The organism is Pseudoalteromonas sp. NEC-BIFX-2020_015, assembly GCF_012952265.1.
GTDB lineage: Bacteria > Pseudomonadota > Gammaproteobacteria > Enterobacterales > Alteromonadaceae > Pseudoalteromonas > Pseudoalteromonas neustonica.
The window spans coordinates 228,972-251,623 of record NZ_JABCJL010000003.1 but is presented as its reverse complement, the minus strand read 5'-3'; the positions used below and the strand labels follow the sequence as shown (position 1 = coordinate 251,623).

At 39.8% G+C, this 22,652-nt stretch carries 15 protein-coding genes; 7 read left to right on the top strand and 8 right to left on the bottom strand.

Annotated elements, in window-relative coordinates; genetic code table 11:
* Positions 1-608: 608 nt before the first annotated feature.
* The 3 genes from HH219_RS04035 to HH219_RS04025 form a co-directional block, all read right to left on the bottom strand.
* Positions 609-2,969, bottom strand: coding sequence for a TonB-dependent receptor (locus HH219_RS04035; RefSeq protein WP_169326700.1), 2,361 nt, complete (start codon positions 2,967-2,969; stop codon positions 609-611).
* Between the two features lie 269 nt (positions 2,970-3,238).
* Positions 3,239-4,558: an ATP-binding protein gene (locus tag HH219_RS04030; protein ID WP_169326699.1), complete on the bottom strand. Its 1,320-nt coding sequence runs from the start codon at positions 4,556-4,558 to the stop codon at positions 3,239-3,241.
* Between the two features lie 2 nt (positions 4,559-4,560).
* Complete coding sequence (locus HH219_RS04025) at positions 4,561-5,967, bottom strand: sigma-54 dependent transcriptional regulator (protein ID WP_169326698.1); 1,407 nt, start codon at positions 5,965-5,967, stop codon at positions 4,561-4,563.
* Between the two features lie 225 nt (positions 5,968-6,192).
* Here HH219_RS04025 and HH219_RS04020 point away from each other — a divergent pair, with 225 nt between their 5' ends.
* The 4 genes from HH219_RS04020 (at position 6,193) to HH219_RS04005 (ending at position 13,053) form a co-directional block, all read left to right on the top strand.
* Positions 6,193-7,446 (top strand): efflux RND transporter periplasmic adaptor subunit, encoded by a 1,254-nt coding sequence (locus HH219_RS04020; protein ID WP_169326697.1) that lies wholly within the window; start codon positions 6,193-6,195, stop codon positions 7,444-7,446.
* An 11-nt stretch (positions 7,447-7,457) separates the two neighbouring features.
* Positions 7,458-8,162 carry an ABC transporter ATP-binding protein gene (locus HH219_RS04015; RefSeq protein ID WP_169326696.1) on the top strand — a complete coding sequence of 235 codons (705 nt, stop codon included), beginning with the start codon at positions 7,458-7,460 and terminating at the stop codon, positions 8,160-8,162.
* 1 nt (position 8,163) lies between these two features.
* Positions 8,164-10,563 carry an ABC transporter permease gene (locus HH219_RS04010; RefSeq protein WP_169326695.1) on the top strand — a complete coding sequence of 800 codons (2,400 nt, stop codon included), beginning with the start codon at positions 8,164-8,166 and terminating at the stop codon, positions 10,561-10,563.
* Positions 10,564-10,656: 93 nt separating this feature from the next.
* Complete coding sequence (locus tag HH219_RS04005) at positions 10,657-13,053, top strand: ABC transporter permease (protein ID WP_169326694.1); 2,397 nt, start codon at positions 10,657-10,659, stop codon at positions 13,051-13,053.
* Positions 13,054-13,316: 263 nt separating this feature from the next.
* On the opposite strand, the gene HH219_RS04000 is transcribed toward HH219_RS04005, so the two are convergent.
* A complete protein-coding gene (locus tag HH219_RS04000) occupies positions 13,317-13,640 on the bottom strand; it encodes a hypothetical protein (RefSeq protein ID WP_169326693.1) in 324 nt (107 codons plus the stop codon).
* Between the two features lie 153 nt (positions 13,641-13,793).
* Here HH219_RS04000 and HH219_RS03995 point away from each other — a divergent pair, with 153 nt between their 5' ends.
* Complete coding sequence (locus HH219_RS03995; protein WP_169326692.1) at positions 13,794-14,240, top strand: transposase; 447 nt, start codon at positions 13,794-13,796, stop codon at positions 14,238-14,240.
* A 126-nt stretch (positions 14,241-14,366) separates the two neighbouring features.
* Here the strand turns inward: HH219_RS03995 and HH219_RS03990 are convergent, their stop codons facing one another.
* The 4 genes from HH219_RS03990 to HH219_RS03975 all read right to left on the bottom strand — a co-directional run bounded on the left by HH219_RS03990 (position 14,367) and on the right by HH219_RS03975 (position 19,421).
* On the bottom strand, positions 14,367-14,906 hold the full coding sequence (locus tag HH219_RS03990) for a sugar O-acetyltransferase (RefSeq protein ID WP_249118440.1): 540 nt from the start codon (positions 14,904-14,906) through the stop codon (positions 14,367-14,369).
* Positions 14,907-15,094: 188 nt separating this feature from the next.
* Positions 15,095-17,488, bottom strand: coding sequence for an ABC transporter permease (locus HH219_RS03985; RefSeq protein WP_169326691.1), 2,394 nt, complete (start codon positions 17,486-17,488; stop codon positions 15,095-15,097).
* Positions 17,482-18,186 (bottom strand): ABC transporter ATP-binding protein, encoded by a 705-nt coding sequence (locus HH219_RS03980; RefSeq protein ID WP_169326690.1) that lies wholly within the window; start codon positions 18,184-18,186, stop codon positions 17,482-17,484. The genes HH219_RS03985 and HH219_RS03980 overlap by 7 nt, the downstream gene beginning before the upstream one ends.
* A gap of 8 nt (positions 18,187-18,194) precedes the next feature.
* A complete protein-coding gene (locus HH219_RS03975) occupies positions 18,195-19,421 on the bottom strand; it encodes an HlyD family efflux transporter periplasmic adaptor subunit (protein WP_169326689.1) in 1,227 nt (408 codons plus the stop codon).
* Positions 19,422-19,610: 189 nt separating this feature from the next.
* Between HH219_RS03975 and HH219_RS03970 the strand changes: the two genes are divergently transcribed.
* On the top strand, positions 19,611-21,659 hold the full coding sequence (locus HH219_RS03970; protein ID WP_169326688.1) for a winged helix-turn-helix domain-containing protein: 2,049 nt from the start codon (positions 19,611-19,613) through the stop codon (positions 21,657-21,659).
* A 145-nt stretch (positions 21,660-21,804) separates the two neighbouring features.
* A complete protein-coding gene (locus HH219_RS03965) occupies positions 21,805-22,575 on the top strand; it encodes a DeoR family transcriptional regulator (RefSeq protein WP_054205815.1) in 771 nt (256 codons plus the stop codon).
* Positions 22,576-22,652: the final 77 nt, after the last annotated feature.

The following is a 22,652-nucleotide window of genomic DNA, read 5'->3' as shown; positions in this document are numbered from 1 at the left end:
TAAGCATCAGCGATACAGTTAAAATTAATAAACCGGTCGTAAACAACAAGGTTAACCATTTTGGCGGTACACGCTGATCGGGGTTTATAAATTTTTGCCTAGGGCTTGCCCCATATAACAAAATGCCACACAGCCAATAAGCTGGTAGCAAAAAAAAGTAGCTCATTTCTATTCCTTTAAATATTATTTTTATATTGTTTAAACGACAAAAAGACGCCAGCTGAACTGACATCTTTTTAAACCAACTTTCAGGCGCTTTGCAGAGGCTTACTTTCTGCAAAGCGCCTAGGTTCTGACCCTGTGAAGCGCTTAATCATGCATTTATACCCAAGCGACCTCAAGATGTGAGTTTCAGTTGGAATTTAAAGCGATTTAGGCAAGGCATTGATTGCAAGTAATAGTGGTTCTATTGTTAAAATCAATAACGTAGTATAAATCGCTTTAAAACCAACCCGCAGGGCGCTTCACAGGGACTCACTCTCATCGTTGTTACTTCTTAAAAGGGATTGCCATTATTGCAAAGTAACGCCTTGATATTAAGCCCCTGTGAAACGCTGAATTCTGCATCTTGAGGTGGCTTGGGTATACAAGGCTTAGGTAATTCTTACTTACAAATCAAAGACACCACGAATATTAAGTGCAAACTCTCTTGGTTTTCCTAAATCAGGATTTCTGACTCCGTTTGAAGTGAAATATTCTTCATCCAGCAGGTTTTTGCCAATGAGGTAAACGCCTACAGATTCCCACTCATAGCCGATTTGTAAGTTCACTAAAGTACGTGCATCATTGTGTAGATCATAATAAGGGTCACCCGGCTTATCGCCATTACGTTCAGGGTTGATAGCAGTAGGTGCATTGCTTGCATAATTAAGGTTTAGGTTGGTAAAAAAGCCATTATCAGCTTGATAGGTTAAACCTAAATTATGGGTTCTTTGTGGAGCCATAAAGCGACGCCCAGATAAATCAGTTTCTTTAAAGCCATCAGCAACCGGGATGCTTATTTTAAAATTAGTAAACTCAGTGCCAGAGTAGCCAATGGCCGCATATGCCGTCAGGTTGTTGCTTACTAAATAATTCAGCTCTAGCTCAAAGCCTTGGACTTTTGAGCTTCCGGCATTTTTTGTTTCTCTATCATAGGTATTTGTAGATAGCTGCACATCAACTTGTTGATCTTTCCAATCAATGTAGAACAGATTGGCATTTACCGTTAACTTATTATCAAGCCAAGTTGAGCGGTATGAAAGTTCATAATTGTCTGTATATTCAGCATCATACTCAAAAATTTTACTAGTTGCTTGGTTTACACCTACGCCACCAGAACGGTAGCCTTTTTGGTAAGTGAAACTCGCTGTCGCATTATCATTAATGTGATAGCTGGCACCAATTTTAGGTAATAGAGTGTTAAATGATGCGTCTACCATTGGCGCTGTTTTTGATGCTTGTGCAGCAAAGGCCAACAGCTTATTGTTTATACCCGTAATAAGGGGGGTAATACCTTCAAGAGGAGTGCCTGAGTAATTGGCTGGGTTAGGCATTTTGTCTTGATTTAAAATAGTGTACTTAGCGTCATTAGCGTTGCTTTGTTTTTCTTTATCGAAGCGGATACCGGCAAGTAAATCCCATTGATTATTTAAATGCCATACACCATCGGCAAACAGTGCATAACTGGTAACTTCGCTGCTAAGTTGCGTATAAATTTCTGTTGTTGCAGGGTTAAATGCATCGTATTGGCTGTAAACTAAGTCAGCAATATTTTTTGGCAATTTAAACTGCGCTTGCAAGCCATCGCTAGATAAACCAAACCTGGATAACTGATAATGATTTAAGCCGGTGCTAGTACTCTCGCTGTCAGCGTTAAAATAGTAACCACCTAACACACCGCTAAAGCTATCATAATCAAACGTTAAGCGAAGTTCCTGACTTAACGTATCAATATTAGAGTCATTATTGCGTGTGCTGCCAGTATCGACTGTTGGCTCAATACCCCTTTTAGCCACATAATCAGAGTCCCAGACAAAGGAAGTGTCTACAGTTGAATAGGTAGTATAAGACGCAATCGATAAGTGATCGTCAATATCGTATTGCAACGTTAAAGAGGCAAGATCAGAGCTGGTTTTTCGCCTACGGGGATCATTAAAAACGGTTACGCGATTTTCAAAAGGGTTTTGACCTTCGGCAATTGCCAGTGTAGTCGTACCGTACGATCGCTCAGCATTCATTAGACTTAATTGAGCAGAGAACCCTTCTAAATTTGTGGGTTCATATAAAAATTTAAGGCGGTATGTGTGTTCATCAGAGGCACTGGCATCTGAATTATCAAATGTATTTTTTACGGTGCCGTCATCGCTGGTTTCTTCTGCACTAAAGCGAAATGCAAGTTGCTCATCAACAATACCACCTCCAATAGCAACACCTACATCCTGGTGGCCATGGGATCCTACGGTAAGTTTATACTTGCCTTGCCAGTCATAGGTTGGGTTTTGTGTATTTAAAATTACAGCACCCGCTAATGCATTTCTGCCTTGTAGTGTTGATTGCGGACCGCGTAAAACTTCAATTTGTTGCGCGTCCCAAGTTGAAAAAGCACCGGCTCTAACTAAGTCAGCAGGTAGGGGCGCACCATCAACATAAATACTGGCTAAAAAGCTATTACCACCGCCTGAAACATTAAAGCCATCAATACCGCGAATGCTAAAGCTGCGATTATTGTCACTATGCGTATTTGCAATATTAATCATTACATCATCAAAGCTGTTTATCTGTTGTTGCTCAAGTTGTTCAGGCGTTAAGACCGCTACACTGGTTGTTGTTTCTTGTAAAGAGCGGGCTATTTTTTGGCCTGTTACCATAATAGTTTCGATTTTTTTATCGCTATCAGGTGTCACTTGTTCGGCATGAGTAGTATGAGAGAGTATTACTGCTGGCAATAGAGCCATGTTTAATGCAACAGAAACTAACGAGCGTTTCATAGAGTCCTTCTTTTTTACAACATTTCATCTTGTGTTCACAATGGTAACATGATGTTTTGCAAATCACTATCATTTGCATTTCCTTTTGTTCGGGTTTTGTAAAGAAGGAATAACCATATTGGGCAAGAATCACGCTATAAAATTAGTACACGTATAGTGATGAGCTGTGGCAAGATGAGAGAAATGTGGTAGTAAGTTTTGTTTTAGCAAAAGTATAAATTCTAATTACCGTCATAAATGAATTACCGCCATAAATGACGGCCTATCATTCACCCAAACACACACCTAAAGCATGCTCCCGTCGGTTTTTGCACATAAACTAAATCGCCGCCGTGGTTGAGCATAATCTGCCTTGATAGGCTTAGGCCAATACCAGAACCTTGTTGCTTGGTGGTAAAGAAAGGCACAAAAATCATATCTATAACGTGTTCAGCAATACCTGGGCCGTTATCACTGATTTCAATGTAAAGCTGTTGGGCGCTATTTTGCGCGAGGGTGAATTGAATTATGGGTGTTTTGTTTGAGTGCTGTGCGTTTTGTTGATGATCCATAGCAAGTACTTCAAGTGCATTTTTTACTAAGTTAACCAGCACTTGCTCTATTTGGCTATTATCGAGCATCACCAGTTGCTGGCTACGAATTGCAAGCTCAAAAGTTGTGCCTTGGCTGAATGCTTGCTGTTGGTGCAGCGCGACTATTTGTTCAAGTATATCAGCTAAATTGTATGGTGCTAAATTAGGTTTGGGTAAGCTACTAATTTGACGAAAACGTGCAATAAAATCACCTAAATGCCCAGTACGTGACGCTAACGTGCTTAGTGCAAGCTGTAAGTCTTGCTTATCTTCAATATCATCAAAACACAGTTCTTGCGGTAATAAGGTTGTACACGTATGAGCTAGAGATGAAAGTGGCGTGATAGAATTTGCTATTTCGTGCGTTAGTACTTTAGTTAAGCGCTTATAGGCTTGCTGTTCTTTTAACTGCAATTGATCATGAATCGATTGTATGCTGACAACACGGCGAACTTTCCCCTGAATTTCGGCGATACTTAGTTGAATTGACAATGTATCGTGTTGTTCGCCTGTTTGCCAGTGTAGGGTGCTACGTACGTTTTGGTCGGCTTGTAAAAGTAGCTCACCCACCGCGCCTAATTCAGTTAAGTGCTTAAAGCTTTTGCCTAAAAGCTTACTTACAGCAGGGTTTGACTCAATAACTTGGCCGCTGTCATCAGAGACTAATACAGCCAAGTCGACATGAATTAATAATGCTTGTAAAAACTGTGCTTGTTGCTCGGCATTAAAGCGTGCGGTTTGCATTTGCTCTTTGACTTGATCGAACTGCTTACGCATTGGATGATAATGGCTAAGGCCTAACGTACTATCGCCATTAGCGAGTGCGCGAATAACCATTTCGGCTTGTTTTTGCTGGCGAGTAAATAGTGTAAATAGATGGCCGATCAGCGCAATACTTATTAAGCCAACTGATAGCAGTGTTGCCGAAAAGCCTTTATTAATAAACAGGTAGCATAATAGTGCACTGCAGCTGGTTAGTGCGGTTAGGTTAAAGCCGAGTAAAAAATAAGGGCGCATATTTATAAGCCATACTTTTCAAGGCGGCGATACATCGCACCGCGGGTTAAACCAAGCGCTTTAGCTGCGTGGCTCACATTACCTTGATGGTGAGTAAGGGCTGCGCGCACTGTGCGTTGTTCGAGTACCTCTAAATCAAATGTATCGTATGCATTATTATTTTCAATTAGGTTATTAGTGCTGTTGGCGTTACTTATCGTATTACCAACCACTGAACTCACATCAAGATTTTCGCCTTCGCTTAATATTACCGCACGCTCTATGGCGTGGGCGAGCTCACGTACATTACCCGGCCATGAGTAATGGCAAAGCGATGCCATATCATGCGTGGTTATGGTTAAGTTGCGTTTATATTTTTGTGCAAAATGATTAAGGTAGTAATCAGCAAGTAATGGAATGTCATCACTGCGCTCACGTAAGGCAGGTAATCTAATTTCAACGGTATTAATACGATACAGTAAGTCTTGACGAAAACGACCTTCAGCGACCGCTTGCTCAAGGTTGTCGTTAGTGGCGCAAATGAGGCGAATATCAATATCAATTGTTTTACTGCCGCCGATCGGAGTTACTTGGCGGTTTTGCAATGCGGCGAGTAACTTAGCTTGATGTTCAAGAGGTAAGTTACCTAACTCATCTAAAAATAAACTGCCGCCTTGGGCAAGTTCAAATTTACCAATTCGATCAGCTTTAGCGTCAGTAAACGCGCCTTTTTTATGGCCGAATAACTCACTTTCAAACAGGTTTTGCGCCACTGCGCCCATATCTAAGCTCAAAAAGGTGTGTTCGCTACGCATACTTGCTTGATGAATTGCGTGAGCGGTGAGTTCTTTACCTGTGCCACTTTCGCCAGTGACTAATATATTTGCGTCGGTTTTTGCGGCTTTTTCAATGGTATTAAATACCTGCTGCATTGCTGTGCTTTGTCCTAAAAATTCAAACGAAGGCGTATTTAGTGCTTGGTTTAGGCCGTGCTTTTGACGAGTGAGCTTACCGACTTGTTGTTTGTCTTTAGCGTGTGAGAACGCAGCGGCGACTGCACCGAGTAGTTGCTCGTTTTGCCATGGTTTAGCAATAAAATCAGAGGCACCCGCTTTAATGGCATCAACAGCAAGTTGAATATCACTGTAGGCGGTCATCAGTAACACCACGATGTTGGCGTCTTGTTCGATGATTTTTTTTAGCCAATAAAAGCCTTCCTTGCCGCTAATGGAATCTTGGCTAAAGTTCATATCTAATAAAATAACGTCAATGGGCTGATCGCTATTGCGTTGCTCGTTAATCATACCAGCAATATCAAATGGGTTATCAGTAGTTTTAACGCGTTGATAGTGTTGCTTTAATAATAAACGCGCCGCAATGAGAATATCGGGGTTATCGTCAACAATTAAAATCGAACCTGAATGTTTCATAATTATTATTTTTTATAAGGTTTTATTTAGCCTAAAACAAAAACGGTACAGTGTCCATAAATGGACGCTTATAAGATAACAAAGTGTTCTATAAACGGACACTATAATTAGTTTATAGACTCGAGGTTGGTTTAAGTGATTGATTATATTTATTAATTAAAGTTGGCATACGCTTTGTAATAGCAATAGGTAATTAGTTATTAAACCTGTATCAAGGTAGCCGACATGGACAAAAAAATAGAACGCTCATTTACGCAAAAATATTTAAAAAAATTTACTTTTGCAGCACTTACTTTAGGTGTTGCAGCGGCTGCATACGGTTTTACGCAAAGCAGTGATACAGGCCGTAGCCAAAATATCGAGCGCAGCAGTTTAACGGTTAGCACGGTTAAACAAGGTGCCTTTAAAGATGCCTTAAGCTTACGCGGTCAAGTCGTACCAAAAACCAGTATTTACCTCGATACTATCGCTGGCGGTCAAGTTGAAGAGCGTTTGATAGAACAAGGAGAGTTTGTAGAAAAGGGCCAACCACTGGTGCGCTTAAGCAATACTAACTTACAACTGGATGTTATGAGCCGTGAGGCACAAGTAACAGAGCAGCTTAACTTTTTACGTAATACACAAATGACGATGGAAACCAGCCGCTTAAATTTACGCCGTGACCTATTAGAAATCGAATTAAAAATTACCCACCTGACCCGTCGTTTAAAGCAAACTAAACCTTTAGTTAAAAGTGGCGTATTAGCGCAAGAGCAACTTGCAGAGCTGGAAGAAGATTTAAACTATTACCAAGCCCGTAAAGAGCTCACCCTAGAGCGCCAAAAACAAGAAAACTCAATACGAGAGGTGCAAGTGGCTCAGCTTTCAGATAGCGCTAAAATGCTAGAGAAAAACCTCCAGTTTGCCCGTCGAAACCTCGACAACTTATTAGTAAAAGCGCCAGTGTCAGGCTATTTAAGCGAGCTTGATGTAGAAATTGGTGAGTCAAAAAGTAGCGGTGCACGACTCGGTCAAATTGATATTCCTAACGAATATAAATTAGTGGTGCGTCTTGATGAGTTTTATTTAAATCAAGTTCAGCGCGATATGACAGTGATGATTGAGCTTGATGATGGCGAGATTACCGCCAAAGTGAGCAAAATTGATAGCCGCGTACAGCAGTCACAATTTCAAATCGAGGTTGATTTACCCAGTGCGACAAAAAGTATTAAACGTGGCCAGAGCATTGATCTTGAGTTAATGCTTGGCAACAACAAAAACAATGCCTTACTACTTAATCGAGGTGCATTTTTTACTAACTCCGGTGGTAACTGGGCATACGTAATAGAGCAAGGTAGTGATAGAGCGGTGCGCCGTGATATTCGTTTAGGCAAAAAGAATCAACATTATTTTGAAGTGCTCGAAGGGCTAAATGCGGGGGATCAGGTGATCACCTCAAGCTACAGCAACTTCGAAAAAGCACAACAACTACAATTTTAAGGATAACAACAATGATCAAATTAACTAATTTAAGCCGTGTATTTCGTACTCAAGATGTTGAAACAACAGCGCTAAGCAACATTAACCTAACAGTAAACGAAGGTGACTTTTTAGCGATAATGGGCCCGTCTGGGTGTGGTAAATCAACGTTGTTATCAATTTTAGGCATGCTGGACTCGCCAACAAGTGGTGGCTTTGACTTTGCAGGTACTGACATTGCAGGTTACAGCGAGAAGCAATTGGCAGAGCTACGTAAAGCTTCAATTGGTTTTGTATTTCAGAGCTTCAACTTAATTGATGAGCTAACTGTATTTGAAAATGTTGAGCTGCCTTTACAGTACCAAAAAGTGAGTAAAGGTGAGCGTAAGCAACGTGTTGATGCAATTTTAAAACGCGTGGGAATAGACCACCGTGGCGAGCATTTACCTCAGCAGTTATCGGGCGGTCAGCAGCAGCGTGTTGCAGTAGCCCGCGCTTTGGTTATTAACCCTAAGCTAATTTTAGCTGATGAGCCAACGGGTAACTTAGATTCTAAAAATGGCGATGAAGTGATGGCCATGCTACGTGAGCTAAATCAAGAAGGCACTACGGTTATTATGGTTACACACTCAGAGAAAGAAGGTGCCTATGCAGATCGTTTAGTCCGCTTACTTGATGGCCAAGTGATGCTTGATAAAGCAAACACCGCGCAGCTTAAAGCTGCTGAGGTTGCTTAATATGTTTATTAATTATTTAGTCACTGCTTTGAGGGCATTTAAGCAGCAAAAACAGCATTTTTTGTTAAATATAGTTGGTTTAAGTATTGGCCTTGGCGCGGCTATTTTGGTTGCCCTGTTTACTGTTTATGAATCATCTTATGACAATTTTCAACCGCAGCATGAGCGCGTATTTCGTGTATCCCAAACGTTTAATACATTAGGGGTTAGTGCACCTATTTCGAATAAAGATGCCTTAATGACGATGCGAGACCTTCCTGCGATAGAAGATATTCTAAGTTTAGGAATGGTCCCACCAGGTGATGAATATAAGGTGGATGGTGTAGGTTTTAAATTGGAAGGTGTACTAAGTGCAAGCTTAAATATTCTTGAGTTTATGCAAATAGATGTACTGCATGGACAGCTTAAAGAGGCGCTTTTACAGCCAAACCATATCGCTTTAAGTCGTAGCTATGCACTGCGTTTATTTGGCCAAGAGCAAGCGGTAGGCAAAACCATGCAACGAGGTGATAAGCGTTGGACGGTTGCTGCTGTATTTACTGACTTGCCCGAAAACACACATTTTGCATTCAATGCGCTAATTAAAGAGTCTGCGCCCTCAACTTCTTATAGTAGTAACTCAGGCTACAACTACTTACGTGTAACCGCAGGGACAGACATTGCTACGTTAAATAAAAGCATTGAGGATCGTTACCTTAGGCTTGCTTTTCCTGAACATAAAGACATGGTTTCATTATCGCTACAGGCGTTAACAGATATCCATTTAACGAGTGATTCGCGCTATGAGATGAAAGAAAATGGCTCACAAACAACGGTTTATATTTGTATAGGGTTGAGTGTTTTACTGATTGCATTGGCAAGTTTTAATTTTATTAATATGAGTATTGCACAAGCTGCACGCCGCGCTAAAGAAGTGGGGGTACGGAAAGCTCTTGGTGCAAGCCGAGGTCAAATAGTCACACAGTTTTTACTTGAATCGGTATTAATCACCTTATTAGCCGGTGTTATTGCGTGCATGTTAGTTGAGGTGAGTTTACCAATATTTAATCAGTTAATTGACCGCCAATTAGTGATGAATTATCAATCTTTATTTGCTGCTCTTGTCATGGGGGTTGTGCTATTGATTGGATTACTAGCAGGTGTTTACCCCGCGCTATTTATGTCGGCTTTTAGTGCAAAACGTGTTCTCAGTGGTGATTTACAGCGAGGTCATACTGCGATTTTAATTCGTAAGGCGTTGTTGGTACTTCAGTCTGCCCTTTCAGTGGCGTTGATCATTGGCGCTATGTTGTTACAGCAGCAGCTTAGCTACTTACAAACCTTGCCAGTAGGTTATGAAAAAACAGCGAAGCTGCAAATATCAGACATTGATGCAGGCGATCTCTTTTATCAACAAAATAATGCGTTATTAAACCAAGTAAACAATATTAACGGTGTTGAGCATGTTGGCGTGATTGATATCTCATTAACGGATTCGTTTAATTCATCGTTGAGCTTTACCGCAGATAATGGGCAGTTTTCAGAGCAAATTTTACCTTTTATTGGTGTTGGAATGAACGCAATACCAAGTATAGGGCTTACGCTCATTGCTGGTCGAGATTTTAGCCAGCAGACATCAGCAGATTGGTATGCACTTGATGATAATCAACAAGCGAGTGCATCGGTAATATTAACAGAGTCATTGGTAAAACAAGCTGGTTATAGCTCTCCAGAAGCTGCCCTTGGCCGTATCTGGAAAACCCAAGATGGCCGTAATAACCTGATGGTTTTAAAGATTGTAGGGGTAGTTAAAGATATAAAAGTTGGCACAGTTCGCGATCAACAACCTGCAACTCTCTTTATTTGTGGTTATACCAATAGCTGGACCGGTCGTATGCTGCTCGATATAGATATGACTCAGTTAAGTGCTATCAAAGCTCAATTATCACAAGTGCTTGGTAAATCGCTCAATATATTTGCACCAAAAATTGAGCTTGTCAGTGAAAACTATAAAGCGATATACCGTAATGATGAGCGCACTGCAAAGTTAGTCAGTGTTTTTTCTGCACTGGCCGTATTTTTAGCGTGTATGGGGACTTTTGGTTTAGCGTCTTTTTCAGTATTACGCCGTCAAAAAGAAGTTGCTGTACGCAAAGTGCTCGGCGCGTCACGCATCAGTATTATGAATCTACTCGCTAAAGAGTTTTTAATTCTAGTCGTGATAAGTGTCGCGATTGCCTACCCGCTTACTTTTTGGCTGGTGGGCGATTGGCTAGCGAACTTTAATGAGCGTGTTGATCAAGCCTTTTGGGTTTATGGTATGGCTGCATTGGTTGTGGCTGTAATAACTTGGCTTACGGTAGCAACTATTGCTTTCAAAGCCGCGAGCGCACGGCCATCGCTTACTTTACGCTATGAATAATAAAAAAATGATGTTTTAGACAAAAATGTTAACGCTGCCAAAGTATCGAGTTAAATTTTGGCAGCGCAAAGCTAGTTGAAAAGGATAACCACTTTGGAACAATTAATTATTTCAATAAGAACAAAAGCGACTCGATTATTTTGGCTCCATTTTATTAGTTATAGCGCTGGGTTAGCAGCTGTTATCTTGTTGGCTCTATTTGTAAAACATGAGCTTTCTTATGATAGTAACCAACCGGATAAACAGCGGGTATATAGGGCACATGTAGATTATAAAAGCTTTGGCTTTGACACGCTTATGCCGATGCGCGATTTAGCTGTGGCACTAGCACTTAAAAATGATAGCGACATTGAAGAAATATTTAGTTTAATACCTGCCGAGTTTATGGGATATGTTGATCACAATTTTAATTTAGACGCACATAATGGCGAAACCAATGTTAAGTTAAAAGATGTCTATTTTGCGTCAAATAATTTAGATCGATTTATTAACCTAGACATTATTTTTGGCAATTTAGATCTGGTTTTGAACACGCCTAATCAACTTGCTATCAGTGAATCAGAAGCGATCAGACTATTTGCTAACGCCAATGTAATTGGAAGACGGTTAACGACAAAAAATCAAGCCTATATAATTGGCGCGGTATTTAAGGACTTACCAACGCATACTCATTTTCAGTTCAGTGTGCTAACAGCCTTCCCTAACACAATTGAAAAGCAGCCACATGGTTACGTTTATATTAAAACAGCTGTAAATACAGATATTGCTGAACTTGAAACTAAGTTATTTAAAGAATATTTAAAAACAAAGTCAGAAGAGCACAAAACGGTACAATATAAATTGATTAATATCACTGATATTTATTTAAAAGGTCGCTCAACTTATGAAATGAAAGCGCCTGGGTCGATCCTCGCAGTTACCATTGCGTGCGGGCTGATTTTCATTCTTTTTTTGCAAATAACCTGTAATTTTATCAACTTTAATTTAGTCAGTGTTGGTAGAGCTGCAAAACAAATAGCGATTAAAAAGGCAATAGGGGCAAGCCGAGGTCAACTTTTTCGTTTATTTATCTATGAATCTATTTTGATGACAGGTTGTGCGGTGGTGTTGTCTTTGGCATTTGTTGAGCTGACTTATGGTTACTTTAATCAGTTAGTCGAGACACATATATTGTTCGTACTCAGCAAGAGTATGGTGCTGATGGCTGTTTTAGTTACCTTAGTAATAGGATTACTCAATGGTGTATATGCAGGGGTAGTTGTTGCGAATGTTGATGTGAAATTATTAGTAAGAACACATTATCAGTACCATTTAAGTTTGCTAGTGAAGGGAGTACTGAGTTTTCAAGCAGGCTTAGCGATATTCATCTTTATCGTCTTTATAATTGCCCAGTTACAGCTGGAGTTTGTTGCTAACATGGATGTGGGTTATCAAACTAAAAATAGACTCATAGTTAAAAATGTACCAGCCACACAACTATTTGAAAAAGATAAAACACAACTAATATCAGCAATTGCTGATTTACCAGGCGTTGATTCAGTTACTGCAACCGACATTAATATTACGGAGCAAGTACGAGGAGGAGTTCAATTAACTTGGCCAAATGGTCAGGTAATTGAAGGTGTCGCGCCTTCCGTTGTAACGAGCTTTAATGTTGTTGAAGCATTGGGCCTTCACTTGTTAGCAGGCAGAGGCTTTAGTGAAGAATTTCAAAGTGATTGGTATCAAAAAATGCCTGATGGCTCTGAGCAAGTGGCGTTAATTGTTACTGAGTCGATGGTTCATTTAGCGGGTTACAAATCATTGCAGGACGTGATCGGCATGACGCTTAGCAATGCTGATTCAAATTTAAATGCGACTATTGTCGGCGTTGTCGCAGATGTTAAGGTAGGTTCAGCTAAGCAGGAAATGATACCCCTTTCTTTTAATCTTGCACGTAGTTACATTCCGAATGGCAATATAGTCATTAAAGTAACTGACGCAGCTTCATATACAGATTTAAAAACGCAAATTGCGGATGTATTAAAATCGCGCTTTTCAATCCTTGATATAGAAATAAGCGGGCTTGCAGATGATTATGCAAAAAATTACAAAAATGAGCGTCGCATAATTACGTTATCACAATGGTTATTAATTTTGAGTACGGTGCTAACCCTTATAAGCCTTGCGGTATTAGTTTCTCAAACGGTACTCTCGCAACAAAAAGATTTGGCCATTAAAAAGGTGTTGGGTGCACCCATTACGCAATTAGTAACAGAGTTGAGTTTGTCTTATTTAAAACTCGTATCACTGAGCTTACTAGTAAGTATACCTCTAGCTTATTGGTTGACGGATAACTGGTTAAGCAGTTTTAACGACCGTATAGGACAGCCTATTTGGGTTTATGCTGTGGCTGCATTGGTTGTGGCTGTAATAACTTGGCTTACGGTAGCAACTATTGCTTTCAAAGCCGCGAGCGCACGGCCGTCACTTATCTTACGTGATGAATAGATAAGTCGTTATATAAAATTAGTTACAATCTTCTAACTAAGGCCTTTCGTTTACCGAGAGGCCTTTTATATTCTTGTCGCCATAAATGACGATCTACCTGTAGGGCGTGCTTTAGCGCGTTAAAGGTGAACTTGGCTGTTTATGTTGTGTCGCCATAAATGACGACCTACCTGTAGGACGTGCTTTAGCGCGTAAAGGTGAATTTGGCTGTTTATGCTGTGTCGCCATAAATGACGACCTACCGTTGGGCGTGCTTTAGCGCGTCAAGGTGGATTTGGCTGTATATGTTGTGTCGCCATAAATGACGACCTACCTGTAGGGCGTGCTTTAGCGCGTAAAGGTGAATTTGGCTGTTTATGCTGTGTCTCTATAAATGACGACCTTCCTGTAGGACGTGCTTTAGCGCGTAAAGGTGAATTTGGCTGTATATGTTGTATCGCCATAAATGACGACCTACCTGTAGGACGTGCTTTAGCGCGTAAAGGTGAATTTGGCTGTATATGTTGTGTTGCCATAAATGACGACCTACCTGTAGGGCGTGCTTTAGCGCGTAAAGGTGAATGTAGTTGTTTATGTTGTGTCGCCATAAATGACGACCTGTAGGGCGTGCTTTAGCACGTAAAAGTGTAGCTTGGCTGTTTATGCTGTGTCGCCATAAATGACGACCTACCTGTAGGACGTGCTTTAGCGCGTGAATAGGCTATATTTTACTTCTGCTTTAGGAAAAAGGAATTTATCAAATGAGCTGGAGTAACTTAAAGAAAGGGCGTGTATCAATTCAATCAGGTGAGTACTTTATTACTTTTACGAGCTATCGCAGAGAAAGGATATTTAGTAGCTCTGATCTTGCCAATACTTTTTGTAGATGTATTGCTAGTAATGAGCTCAAGTATCAATGCCGTTGGTTAACTTGGGTTTTAATGCCTGATCATTTCCATGGTTTATTGCAATTAACATCGAGTGAATTAGGAGTAACAGTGGGTCATTTAAAAGGTGCATCTGCTCGGGAAGTTAATAAAGTGCGCAATAAAAATCAGCCTGTTTGGCAAAGAGCGTATTATGATCATGCGCTGCGAGAAGAAGAAAATAGGATTGCAATAGCGAGGTACATTGCTGCAAACCCTTTGAGGCAGAAATTGGTCACTAAAATTGGTGATTATCCGTATTGGAATTCAGTATATTTGTAAACTTAATATCGCAGTGAGTTGTCGCCATAAATGACGACCTACCTGTAGGGCGTGCTTTAGCGCGTAAAGGTGAATTTGGCTGTATATGTTGTGTCGCTATAAATGGACGGCCTACGATCAATGTTTTTAAATATCTCTGATTTTAGCTGCTGGATTACCTGCAACTACTGTATTTTCGGCAATATTTTTGGTGACGACAGACCCTGCGCCTACTACAGCGTTATCGCCAATGGTGATGCCCGCTAAGACTATAACCCCTGCGCCAATCCACACGTTATTGCCTATCGTTATTGGCGCTGCAAAGTTTTCTTTTTGTAGCCTTTGTTTAGGCTCAACTGCATGAGACACCGCTAATAGCTGTACATTTGGGCCAATTAAACAATCACTGCCAATGGTAATGACCCCCTCAACAATTGGTGCATCTAACACAGTGCAATTAATGTTTATAAACGTACGATCACCAATTTGCACTTGCGAGCCGTAATCACAATGGAACCCTGCTTCAATTATTACGCCCTCCCCGGACTGCGCAAATAGCTCTTTAATACGCTTTAAATTACCTTTGCTTGGGCTTTTGTTAAATAAGCGGCAGATCTCATGAGCGGCTTTGCGCTCTTCAAACAGTGGTTTTGCTAGGCTATTGAATTGAGTTAGATGAGTCATCATTTTAGGCAGTTAATGAGTATGCATTGATGATAAAGCAAAATTGGCTGCTAACCAAACGGGACTAGCTGTTGTTGTTGTTGTTGTTGACAGTGAGTGATTCAATGAAAACCGACTTTACGCAAAATAGATTAAAGTCGGGTGCCTATTTATAGCTTTATTTATGGATATAAAGCGCTTGAGTCTTATTTTCACTCATTTCGTAACGCCTTTATTGGATCTTGTCGTAACGTTTGGTTGATCGGAAAAAAGCTGGCAAGTACTGATATAGCTAATAATCCTAACCAAATGGCCATTGTTAACCACCAGTTTATAGGCAGGTCAACCCCAGGTAATGACATACAATAGCCTATAATTAAAAATGCCAACGAGAAAGCTAATACTAAGCTCATTGTTATAGGTTGCATAAGCTCTAATAAGCTTTCTTTTAGGAGCCTATAATTGTCAGCCCCCATAGAAAGTTTTACGCCTAAGCTATATCTGCGAACTTTAACTAAATAGCTAACAATACCGTTTATGCCAATACACACCATCAGTAGCGATGTTGATGCCAATACAATAGCCAGCCATGCTGCATTTAAGTGACGTTGCCTTTTATCATCAAACAAACTTGTTAAAGAGGCGATGTTATTAATGTCTAGTCGTTGGTCTACTTCTAATACCGCTTGTTGAATATGGGCAATTGCATTATTGTCATCTGCAACAGTAATTAAATACGTAAATTGTTGCCAGCCAGGATAATCTTTAGGTGTAAACACTTCAAAGTCTTCACTTTCAGGGCTGCCCGGTACATAGGTGTTGCTGACAATGCCTATGATTGAGTAGTATTTTTTATTGTCAAAACTCACTTTGCTATTGAGTACATCATTACTGTTTTTATTAAGTAAGTCCGCAAGGCGTTGGTTAATAATTATCGGTGGGTTTTCGAGTTGTTCATCCCCCTTGGCAAAGCCTCTACCCGTTATCGTGAAGTTAAGTTCAGTGAAATAATTGGCGGTTACTAAGCTATTCCGTGCTTGGGCAATATACTGTCCGGCTTCGTTATATATTTGATTGACGTTAACCGTTTTTGGTAGCCTCATTTCGGACGAAACAGCTAAGCTGCTCACATTATTAAGCGCCAGCAACCTCTGACTAATTGCTTTGTGTAAATTAATGCGTTCGCTGGATTTATCAATATTGCTGTAATTAACGGTTAGTGAGTACTTGCCTTGAGTGTTAATGCCGTTATCTCTAAGTGCTTCTGATAGTGTAACGAGCACGACGTGACTGGCGGTGGTTAATACTAAAAACGAAAACAAAATTTGCAAACCAACAAGTAAGTGGCTGGTGGCAGAACTCATTTGTTTACCGGTGCCTTTACCGCTGCTTTGTAGGCTGTTCATTAGGTTTTTTTCTTTAACAACACTGAGCTCTATGAAGGAGTAAAGTGAGGCAATGCTGATAATTAGAAATGCTGAAAACAGCAATGTATTAATGCTTAAAGACAGAGTATCTAAGCGTTGAATGGCATCGGCTGCTAGGTTTTGAATAACCATAAAACCGATTTGAGTAAATGTTAGAGCCAATAACACCGCAATACTAATGAGTAAAACATTATGTTTGAGTGTTTCAATAATGAGCTGTTTTTTACTGGCACCAAAAGCAAAGCTGATTGCAAGTGGTTTTATACGCGTAATAGCTTTTGCAAGCTGCATGCTAGACAGGTTGATAAGAGCAATGAGCATTAATAAGCACACACCTAGTAACAACATTAATACAATCTTTCCGCTGTCGCCCCTAAGTGCATCATTAAATGCAGTAACACGTGCATCCACAGTAAAGTCTTTTAAAATATTAGGCGCGTGCAACTGCGCCCCTTTGAGCGATAAATCACTTAATTGTTTACTAATTTCTTGCTCTGAGATTGCGGGTTTAAATCTAACAACACTCTTATATGCGCCCATAAAGCCATTTGATGTTTTAGGGTTAAAAGCTTCGTCTGCATCAATGGGAAGCCATATTGCATCATTTATATTGCTGTATGAGGGTAATACGAGATCGTCAGGTGCAACACCTACAACGGTAAAGCGACGTTGATTAAGTTGTATTTTTTTACCAACAATATTAGGGTCACTTTTATAGTGAGTTTGCCAAGCACGATAACCTAATACGACCGACATTTGCTGAGTGCCGAGCGCTTCTGATTTGTTAAATAACCGACCAAGTTTTGGTTTTACGCCGAGTAAATCAAATAAATTATGTGAAGCGAGAATGACATCTATTGCGGGTCTACTGGGTTTATCTAGTAGCTTATAATCAGTCCACTTATGATAAGTAGCGACATCAGTAAAAACAGTGTTTTCGTGCTGAATGTAGCTCATTACTTTTGAGTTACTCGCAGGCCCTGAATAGCCTTTAGAGTTAATGGTGCCTTCAAGTAAATATAAGTTATCGCTTTGTTGATAAGGCAACGGTGAGAAAAACACTAGATCAACCAAGCTAAATGAACTAAGCACCATAGAGAGCGTTAATGCCAGTGTAAATACAGTAGTAAAATAATATTGTTTGGCACGTTTAAAGGTATTGTAGGCAGTTTTTAACATGACTGATCAACCTGTTCTACATTTGCAGTAACCACAGTGCCATCTTTTAGCTGAATACTCCGCGTAGCCATGTCGGCATAACGCGGATCATGGGTAACCAATACAATCGTTGTACCTTGCTGATTTAGGTCTTTTATTAACGCCATGATTGCATCGCCATTTTTTGAGTCCAAGTTACCTGTCGGCTCGTCGACCAGCATGATGCCAGAATCGCCAGCTAGTGCGCGTGCAATCGATACGCGTTGTTGTTGACCACCAGAGATTTGATTTGGGTGTAAATCAGCTTTATCAGCCAAACCCACCTTTTCAAGACAATCTAACGCTCTTGCGTGGCGTGTTGACAAAGAATCACCACGGTATTTTAGCGGCAGCGCAACATTTTCAAGTACAGTCATTTCGTCAATTAAGTTAAACGATTGAAACACAAAACCAATGCGATTACCGCGTACTTTCGCACGTTGGTTTGAGTCCATATCAGAGACCAATAAACCGTCAATGTAATATTCACCGCTTTGAGGAGTGTCAAGCAGGCCCATAATGTTAAGCAGTGTTGATTTACCACAACCCGAAGGCCCAGAAATAGAGATAAACTCGCCGTCGTATACGGTAAAGCTAATTCCTTTTAAAATTTGACTGACTTGTTCACCATTCGCAAAAGATTTACTTAAGTTATTAACTCTTAAAATTTCAGTATTCATGTTTTTCCTTAACCAGCAATTTTTATTGTTGTTGTTTCAGCGGGAATATCTAATGTAGAAATAATGACTTGTTCACCAGCCTCTAGCCCTGACAACACTTGGATCAGTTGCCCTGATGCTTTGCCGTATTGCACTTCAACTTTAACGGCTTTGTTATCCAGTGTGAGTTTAAATAATGAGCCATAGCTGCCTTCGCTTGCACCTGTGGGTTGTTTTATATAATTCACCTCTTTTTGTACATCGGCAAAAATAGTCGCATCGACTTGTTGCATGGGCTTCATGGTGTCTGATTCTGAAGCTTCGAGTTCAATATCAATTTGCACAGCACCGTCACTGATCACAGGATCAACACGCACTACTTGGCCGCGCACTTGGTCATTCAAGGTGCTAATTTGGGCTGTCATACCTATTTGAATTAAATGAGCTTGAATTTGCGGCACTTTTATTTCACCAACCAAAGGAGAAAGGCTACCTATTAGCGCCAGTTCAGAACCCGCAGTGACGCTTTGTCCTAAACTTAAAGGTAAGCGCTGAATAACACCACTCATCCCCGCTTTAACAGAAAGTTGCTCTACCATTAATTTTGCGACATCAAACTCGTCCTGCGCCTGGGCTATTAAGTCATCTTGAATCGATAGGGCTTCTTTTTGCATCAGTGTTAACTTATCAAGTTTTGATTTCTCAAGCTCAATACGCTTTATTAACTGTTTGGCTTCCAGCTCATTTTTCTTGGCGCTGATCCCGGAAACAATGCCTGATTTAGCCAATGTGCGCTCTGCTTCAACTTGCAGCATGGCTATTTCAGATTGTGCTTTTAGCTCAGATACGCTTGATTCGTTATTTAGCATCTCGCGTTGTTGTAGTAATACGGTTTGCCGCTTTTGGGTTTTGGCATTTTTAAGTTTTGCTAATGCCAAGCGCAGCTTACTTTCTAGTTCGGGGTTATTTAAAGTGAGGATCACCGTGTCATGGTTAACCACAGCACCTGCTTTGAGTTTTATTTCGTCAACCACAGCATTGCTAGTTGCAGTGAGGAGTCGTTTATTGATTGATTGCAATGACCCGTAGCCATCAACTTTAATTGAAAAATCACCAAGCTCAACCTTCGCAATAGTGACAGAGTCTTTTGATATAACTTCGGCATTATCTGCAAATCCTAATTGCCAGCCAGAGATAAGCATAACGACAGATAAACCTATCAACCCTTGATAGATTAGTTTAGATGTAAGTTTCATAGTTATTCCTTTTTTCAACGAAAATACTCCAACAAATTAATTAGGCAATAATACATAAATAATTTTACTGTAACTAAGTTGTGACTATGTTTTAAATCAATAGGTTAAAGGGTTGTAGTAATGAAAAATTGCATAGGTTATGATTGGGCTAAGTAAAAACAATGGGTCGTTAAAAGCAGCAATGGACGTATGTTGATTCAATTAGGTGAGTATTATTTAGACACAGACGAAATGTCTCTTCGAGTTAATGAGCAATCTGTTGTGCTAGAGCCAAAAGTTTTTGCTGTATTGATGTATTTTATTGAGCATCATGAGCGTTATATATCAATAGATGAATTGCATGAAAACTTATGGAAAGACCGTTGTGTATCAGATGCTGCGGTAAGGCGAGTTATCAGTAAAATTCGCATAGTGTTGAACGATGACCATAAAAACCCTAAATACCTTCAATCGCTCTCTAAGCGCGGATATAAATTAATCAGCCCCGTATATAAAGTTGCTCCACTTGTAGATAAGAACAGTGAAGAAAACTTACCACGCAATAAAGTTAGTAAAAGTAAGGTTTTTTTATTTCTCATTATAGTAACTACCCTTGTATTTTCATTAGTCTATTTATGGAACAAAAATGGGGAGTATAAAACGTCTATTACCACGCAAGTGATTGACTCGATTATCTCTGATAAAAAAGTGCTGGTAGTTTCGAATGATGGTCGGTTTATCGCATTTACAAGTAAATTAAGCAGTGGAAATAACTATCAAATTTATTTAAAAGATCAAGATAGTCAAACAATAAAAGTGCTAGTTGATGATACAAGGTTACCTAGGGGCTTAGCTTTCTCACGTGATGGAAATTACTTATTCTTCTCTGATAATGTCGGTGATGCAGCATCATTAAAGCGGGTAGCCCTTAAAAGTAAAGAATATAAAATAGATGTTTTAGTGACACATTTTTATTTTATCTCTGATGTTTTTATCGATAAAAATGAAAATAACGTTATTTATTTTTCAGCACAAAAAAGTAGAGAAAGCGCAATGCTTATCTATAAATTCAATACTAACGCTGGTTTGGTAGAAAAAGTGACCTCGGTCTCTCAAAAAGGAGAACATGATAGCCGAGCTGATATTTCACCAGATTCAGGTAAGTTGGTTGTACTTCGCGTTTATATGGATAGTAAGCGTAATTTTATTCGAGTTTTAGATTTAAAGGCGGGCAGTGTTCTTTTTCAGTATGATCAAAATGAGGTTATTTATGATGTTCATTGGTTTGATGATGACCATATCATTTTATTAGATGATAAAAAGCTAGCTAAAATAAATGTTAAAACTGGGCGTTTAGATGAAATCGCCACTACAGGTCAAGGTATTATCTCACTTGATGTGGTGAGCCCAAGCATGCTGTTTGCTATTAAAGACACCTATGGAATCAGTACAATTGCTGAGAAAAAATTGCCGTTAAGTAATTTTAAAGATATCGAATTGTTTCAGGATGAGCAGTCAGGGCAACGTCGTATTGTAGATTATCAACCCTTAGGTGATAAGGTTTGGGTGATCGAGAAGCTTAAAGGTATAAGCGATTTAGCTTTTTATAAAAAACAGAAGCCAAAGGAAAAGGTGGTGTTTTTAAGTACGGAAAAATCACTTGAGTTGATAGCTCCATCTCTGTCGGGGCAATATGTACTACTTAAACTCCATGGTCGTATTACTGTGCTAAATACGCTTAATAATAATCTAACTTATATATCTAAAGTGGATGAAATGATTGGCGATGTTGCTTTCTCAGAAGATGAAAAGTCGATTTTGTACACCAGAAAAAGTAATGGTGAATGGTTGGTTTTTGAATACTCTATTAAGGAAGAAGCACAATCCATTCTTTTTGAGGGATATCGTTTCATCCGACAATTTAAAGACGATTATATCTTAGGTGACAATACCGGCAAGTTGTCTCGTTTTGATGCTGATTTAAAAGCAATTACTCCACTGCAGATAAGTGTGTCGAAAGAAAAAAATACTAACTGGGATGTTGTAAACGGTAAAATTTTCTGGAGCAGCCATAACTTAATAAATACAACATTCAATGAAATCGATATAGATGATGTTGATGGCTCTAGCCTAAGCTCTACAACGTTTGACTTTAGTGTGATCAGACCAAATTTTTATGTGGATAAAATCAATAATACGGTTGTAGTTAAACGTTTAGGTAGCAGGACTAGTGAAATTATTTCTATTGAAATTCAGTGAGTGAATGTAATGCAATAGTTTTAAATTCACTGTTTTGGGGTTAATAAAAAGCGCATTTTGCGCTTTTTTTGATCTACGGCTTGCCATTTTATTAGTTTCGTTTAAAATCTTGTAACTTTCGAAACGAAACTTAATAAATTACTTTATGACCAAACGAAACACTCAGCAACGTCGCCATACAATACTTAGCCAAGTAAATGAGCTAGGAGAAGTTGCTGTTGAAGCATTGGCTGAACAATTTCAAACCTCTGAAGTAACCATTCGTAAAGACCTAACAGCGCTTGAAAAAAGTGGACTATTATTACGCCGCTACGGTGGTGCAATTGCACTACCTCAAGAGATAGTTGCAAATAGCGATGAGAAAAGCGATTCACTTCGCAAAATGGCAATTGCACAAGCGGCTAGTAACCTTATAAAAGATCACAACCGCATTATTATAGATAGCGGCCGTACAACAGCAGCGATGATCCCTGAGCTTGCTAAAAAACGTGGTTTAGTGGTGATGACCAATGCAATAAACGTAGCTAACCGTTTGCTTTCTTTAGAAAATGAACCAACACTTTTGATGACCGGTGGCACCTGGGATCCTCATTCAGAATCCTTTCAGGGGCAAGTAGCTGAAAACGTTTTGCGCTCGTATGATTTTGATCAGCTTTTTATTGGTGCCGATGGCATCGATGTTGAAAGAGGCACTACCACCTTTAACGAGTTAGTAGGGCTTAGCCAAGTAATGGCTGAGGCGGCTCGAGAGGTAATCGTGCTAGTTGAGTCTGAAAAAATAGGTCGTCGAATTCCTAATTTAGAACTACCTTGGCAACGTGTTACAACTTTAATTACCGATAGCAACTTGGCGCTTGATACTCGCCAAGCAATTGAAGCATGTGGCGTGCAGTTGATCTGCGCCGAAGTAAATTGACCTGAAAAGGTAATAATTTCAGCTCATAATAGGCCGACAACACCAATTATGGGCATTTAATATTTAACAACACATAC

Excerpts from the sequence above, each read along its gene's own strand:
- HH219_RS03990 (WP_249118440.1), bottom strand. The coding sequence starts at position 14,906 with ATGATGACTCATCTAACTCAATTCAATAGCCTAGCAAAACCACTGTTT.
- HH219_RS04015 (WP_169326696.1), top strand. The coding sequence starts at position 7,458 with ATGATCAAATTAACTAATTTAAGCCGTGTATTTCGTACTCAAGATGTT.
- HH219_RS03985 (WP_169326691.1), bottom strand. The coding sequence starts at position 17,488 with ATGTTAAAAACTGCCTACAATACCTTTAAACGTGCCAAACAATATTAT.
- HH219_RS04000 (WP_169326693.1), bottom strand. The coding sequence starts at position 13,640 with ATGGCGACACAACATAAACAACTACATTCACCTTTACGCGCTAAAGCA.
- HH219_RS03975 (WP_169326689.1), bottom strand. The coding sequence starts at position 19,421 with ATGAAACTTACATCTAAACTAATCTATCAAGGGTTGATAGGTTTATCT.
- HH219_RS03970 (WP_169326688.1), top strand. The coding sequence starts at position 19,611 with ATGTTGATTCAATTAGGTGAGTATTATTTAGACACAGACGAAATGTCT.
- HH219_RS04025 (WP_169326698.1), bottom strand. The coding sequence starts at position 5,967 with ATGAAACATTCAGGTTCGATTTTAATTGTTGACGATAACCCCGATATT.
- HH219_RS03965 (WP_054205815.1), top strand. The coding sequence starts at position 21,805 with ATGACCAAACGAAACACTCAGCAACGTCGCCATACAATACTTAGCCAA.
- HH219_RS03980 (WP_169326690.1), bottom strand. The coding sequence starts at position 18,186 with ATGAATACTGAAATTTTAAGAGTTAATAACTTAAGTAAATCTTTTGCG.
- HH219_RS04010 (WP_169326695.1), top strand. The coding sequence starts at position 8,164 with ATGTTTATTAATTATTTAGTCACTGCTTTGAGGGCATTTAAGCAGCAA.
- HH219_RS03995 (WP_169326692.1), top strand. The coding sequence starts at position 13,794 with ATGAGCTGGAGTAACTTAAAGAAAGGGCGTGTATCAATTCAATCAGGT.
- HH219_RS04020 (WP_169326697.1), top strand. The coding sequence starts at position 6,193 with ATGGACAAAAAAATAGAACGCTCATTTACGCAAAAATATTTAAAAAAA.
- HH219_RS04030 (WP_169326699.1), bottom strand. The coding sequence starts at position 4,558 with ATGCGCCCTTATTTTTTACTCGGCTTTAACCTAACCGCACTAACCAGC.
- HH219_RS04035 (WP_169326700.1), bottom strand. The coding sequence starts at position 2,969 with ATGAAACGCTCGTTAGTTTCTGTTGCATTAAACATGGCTCTATTGCCA.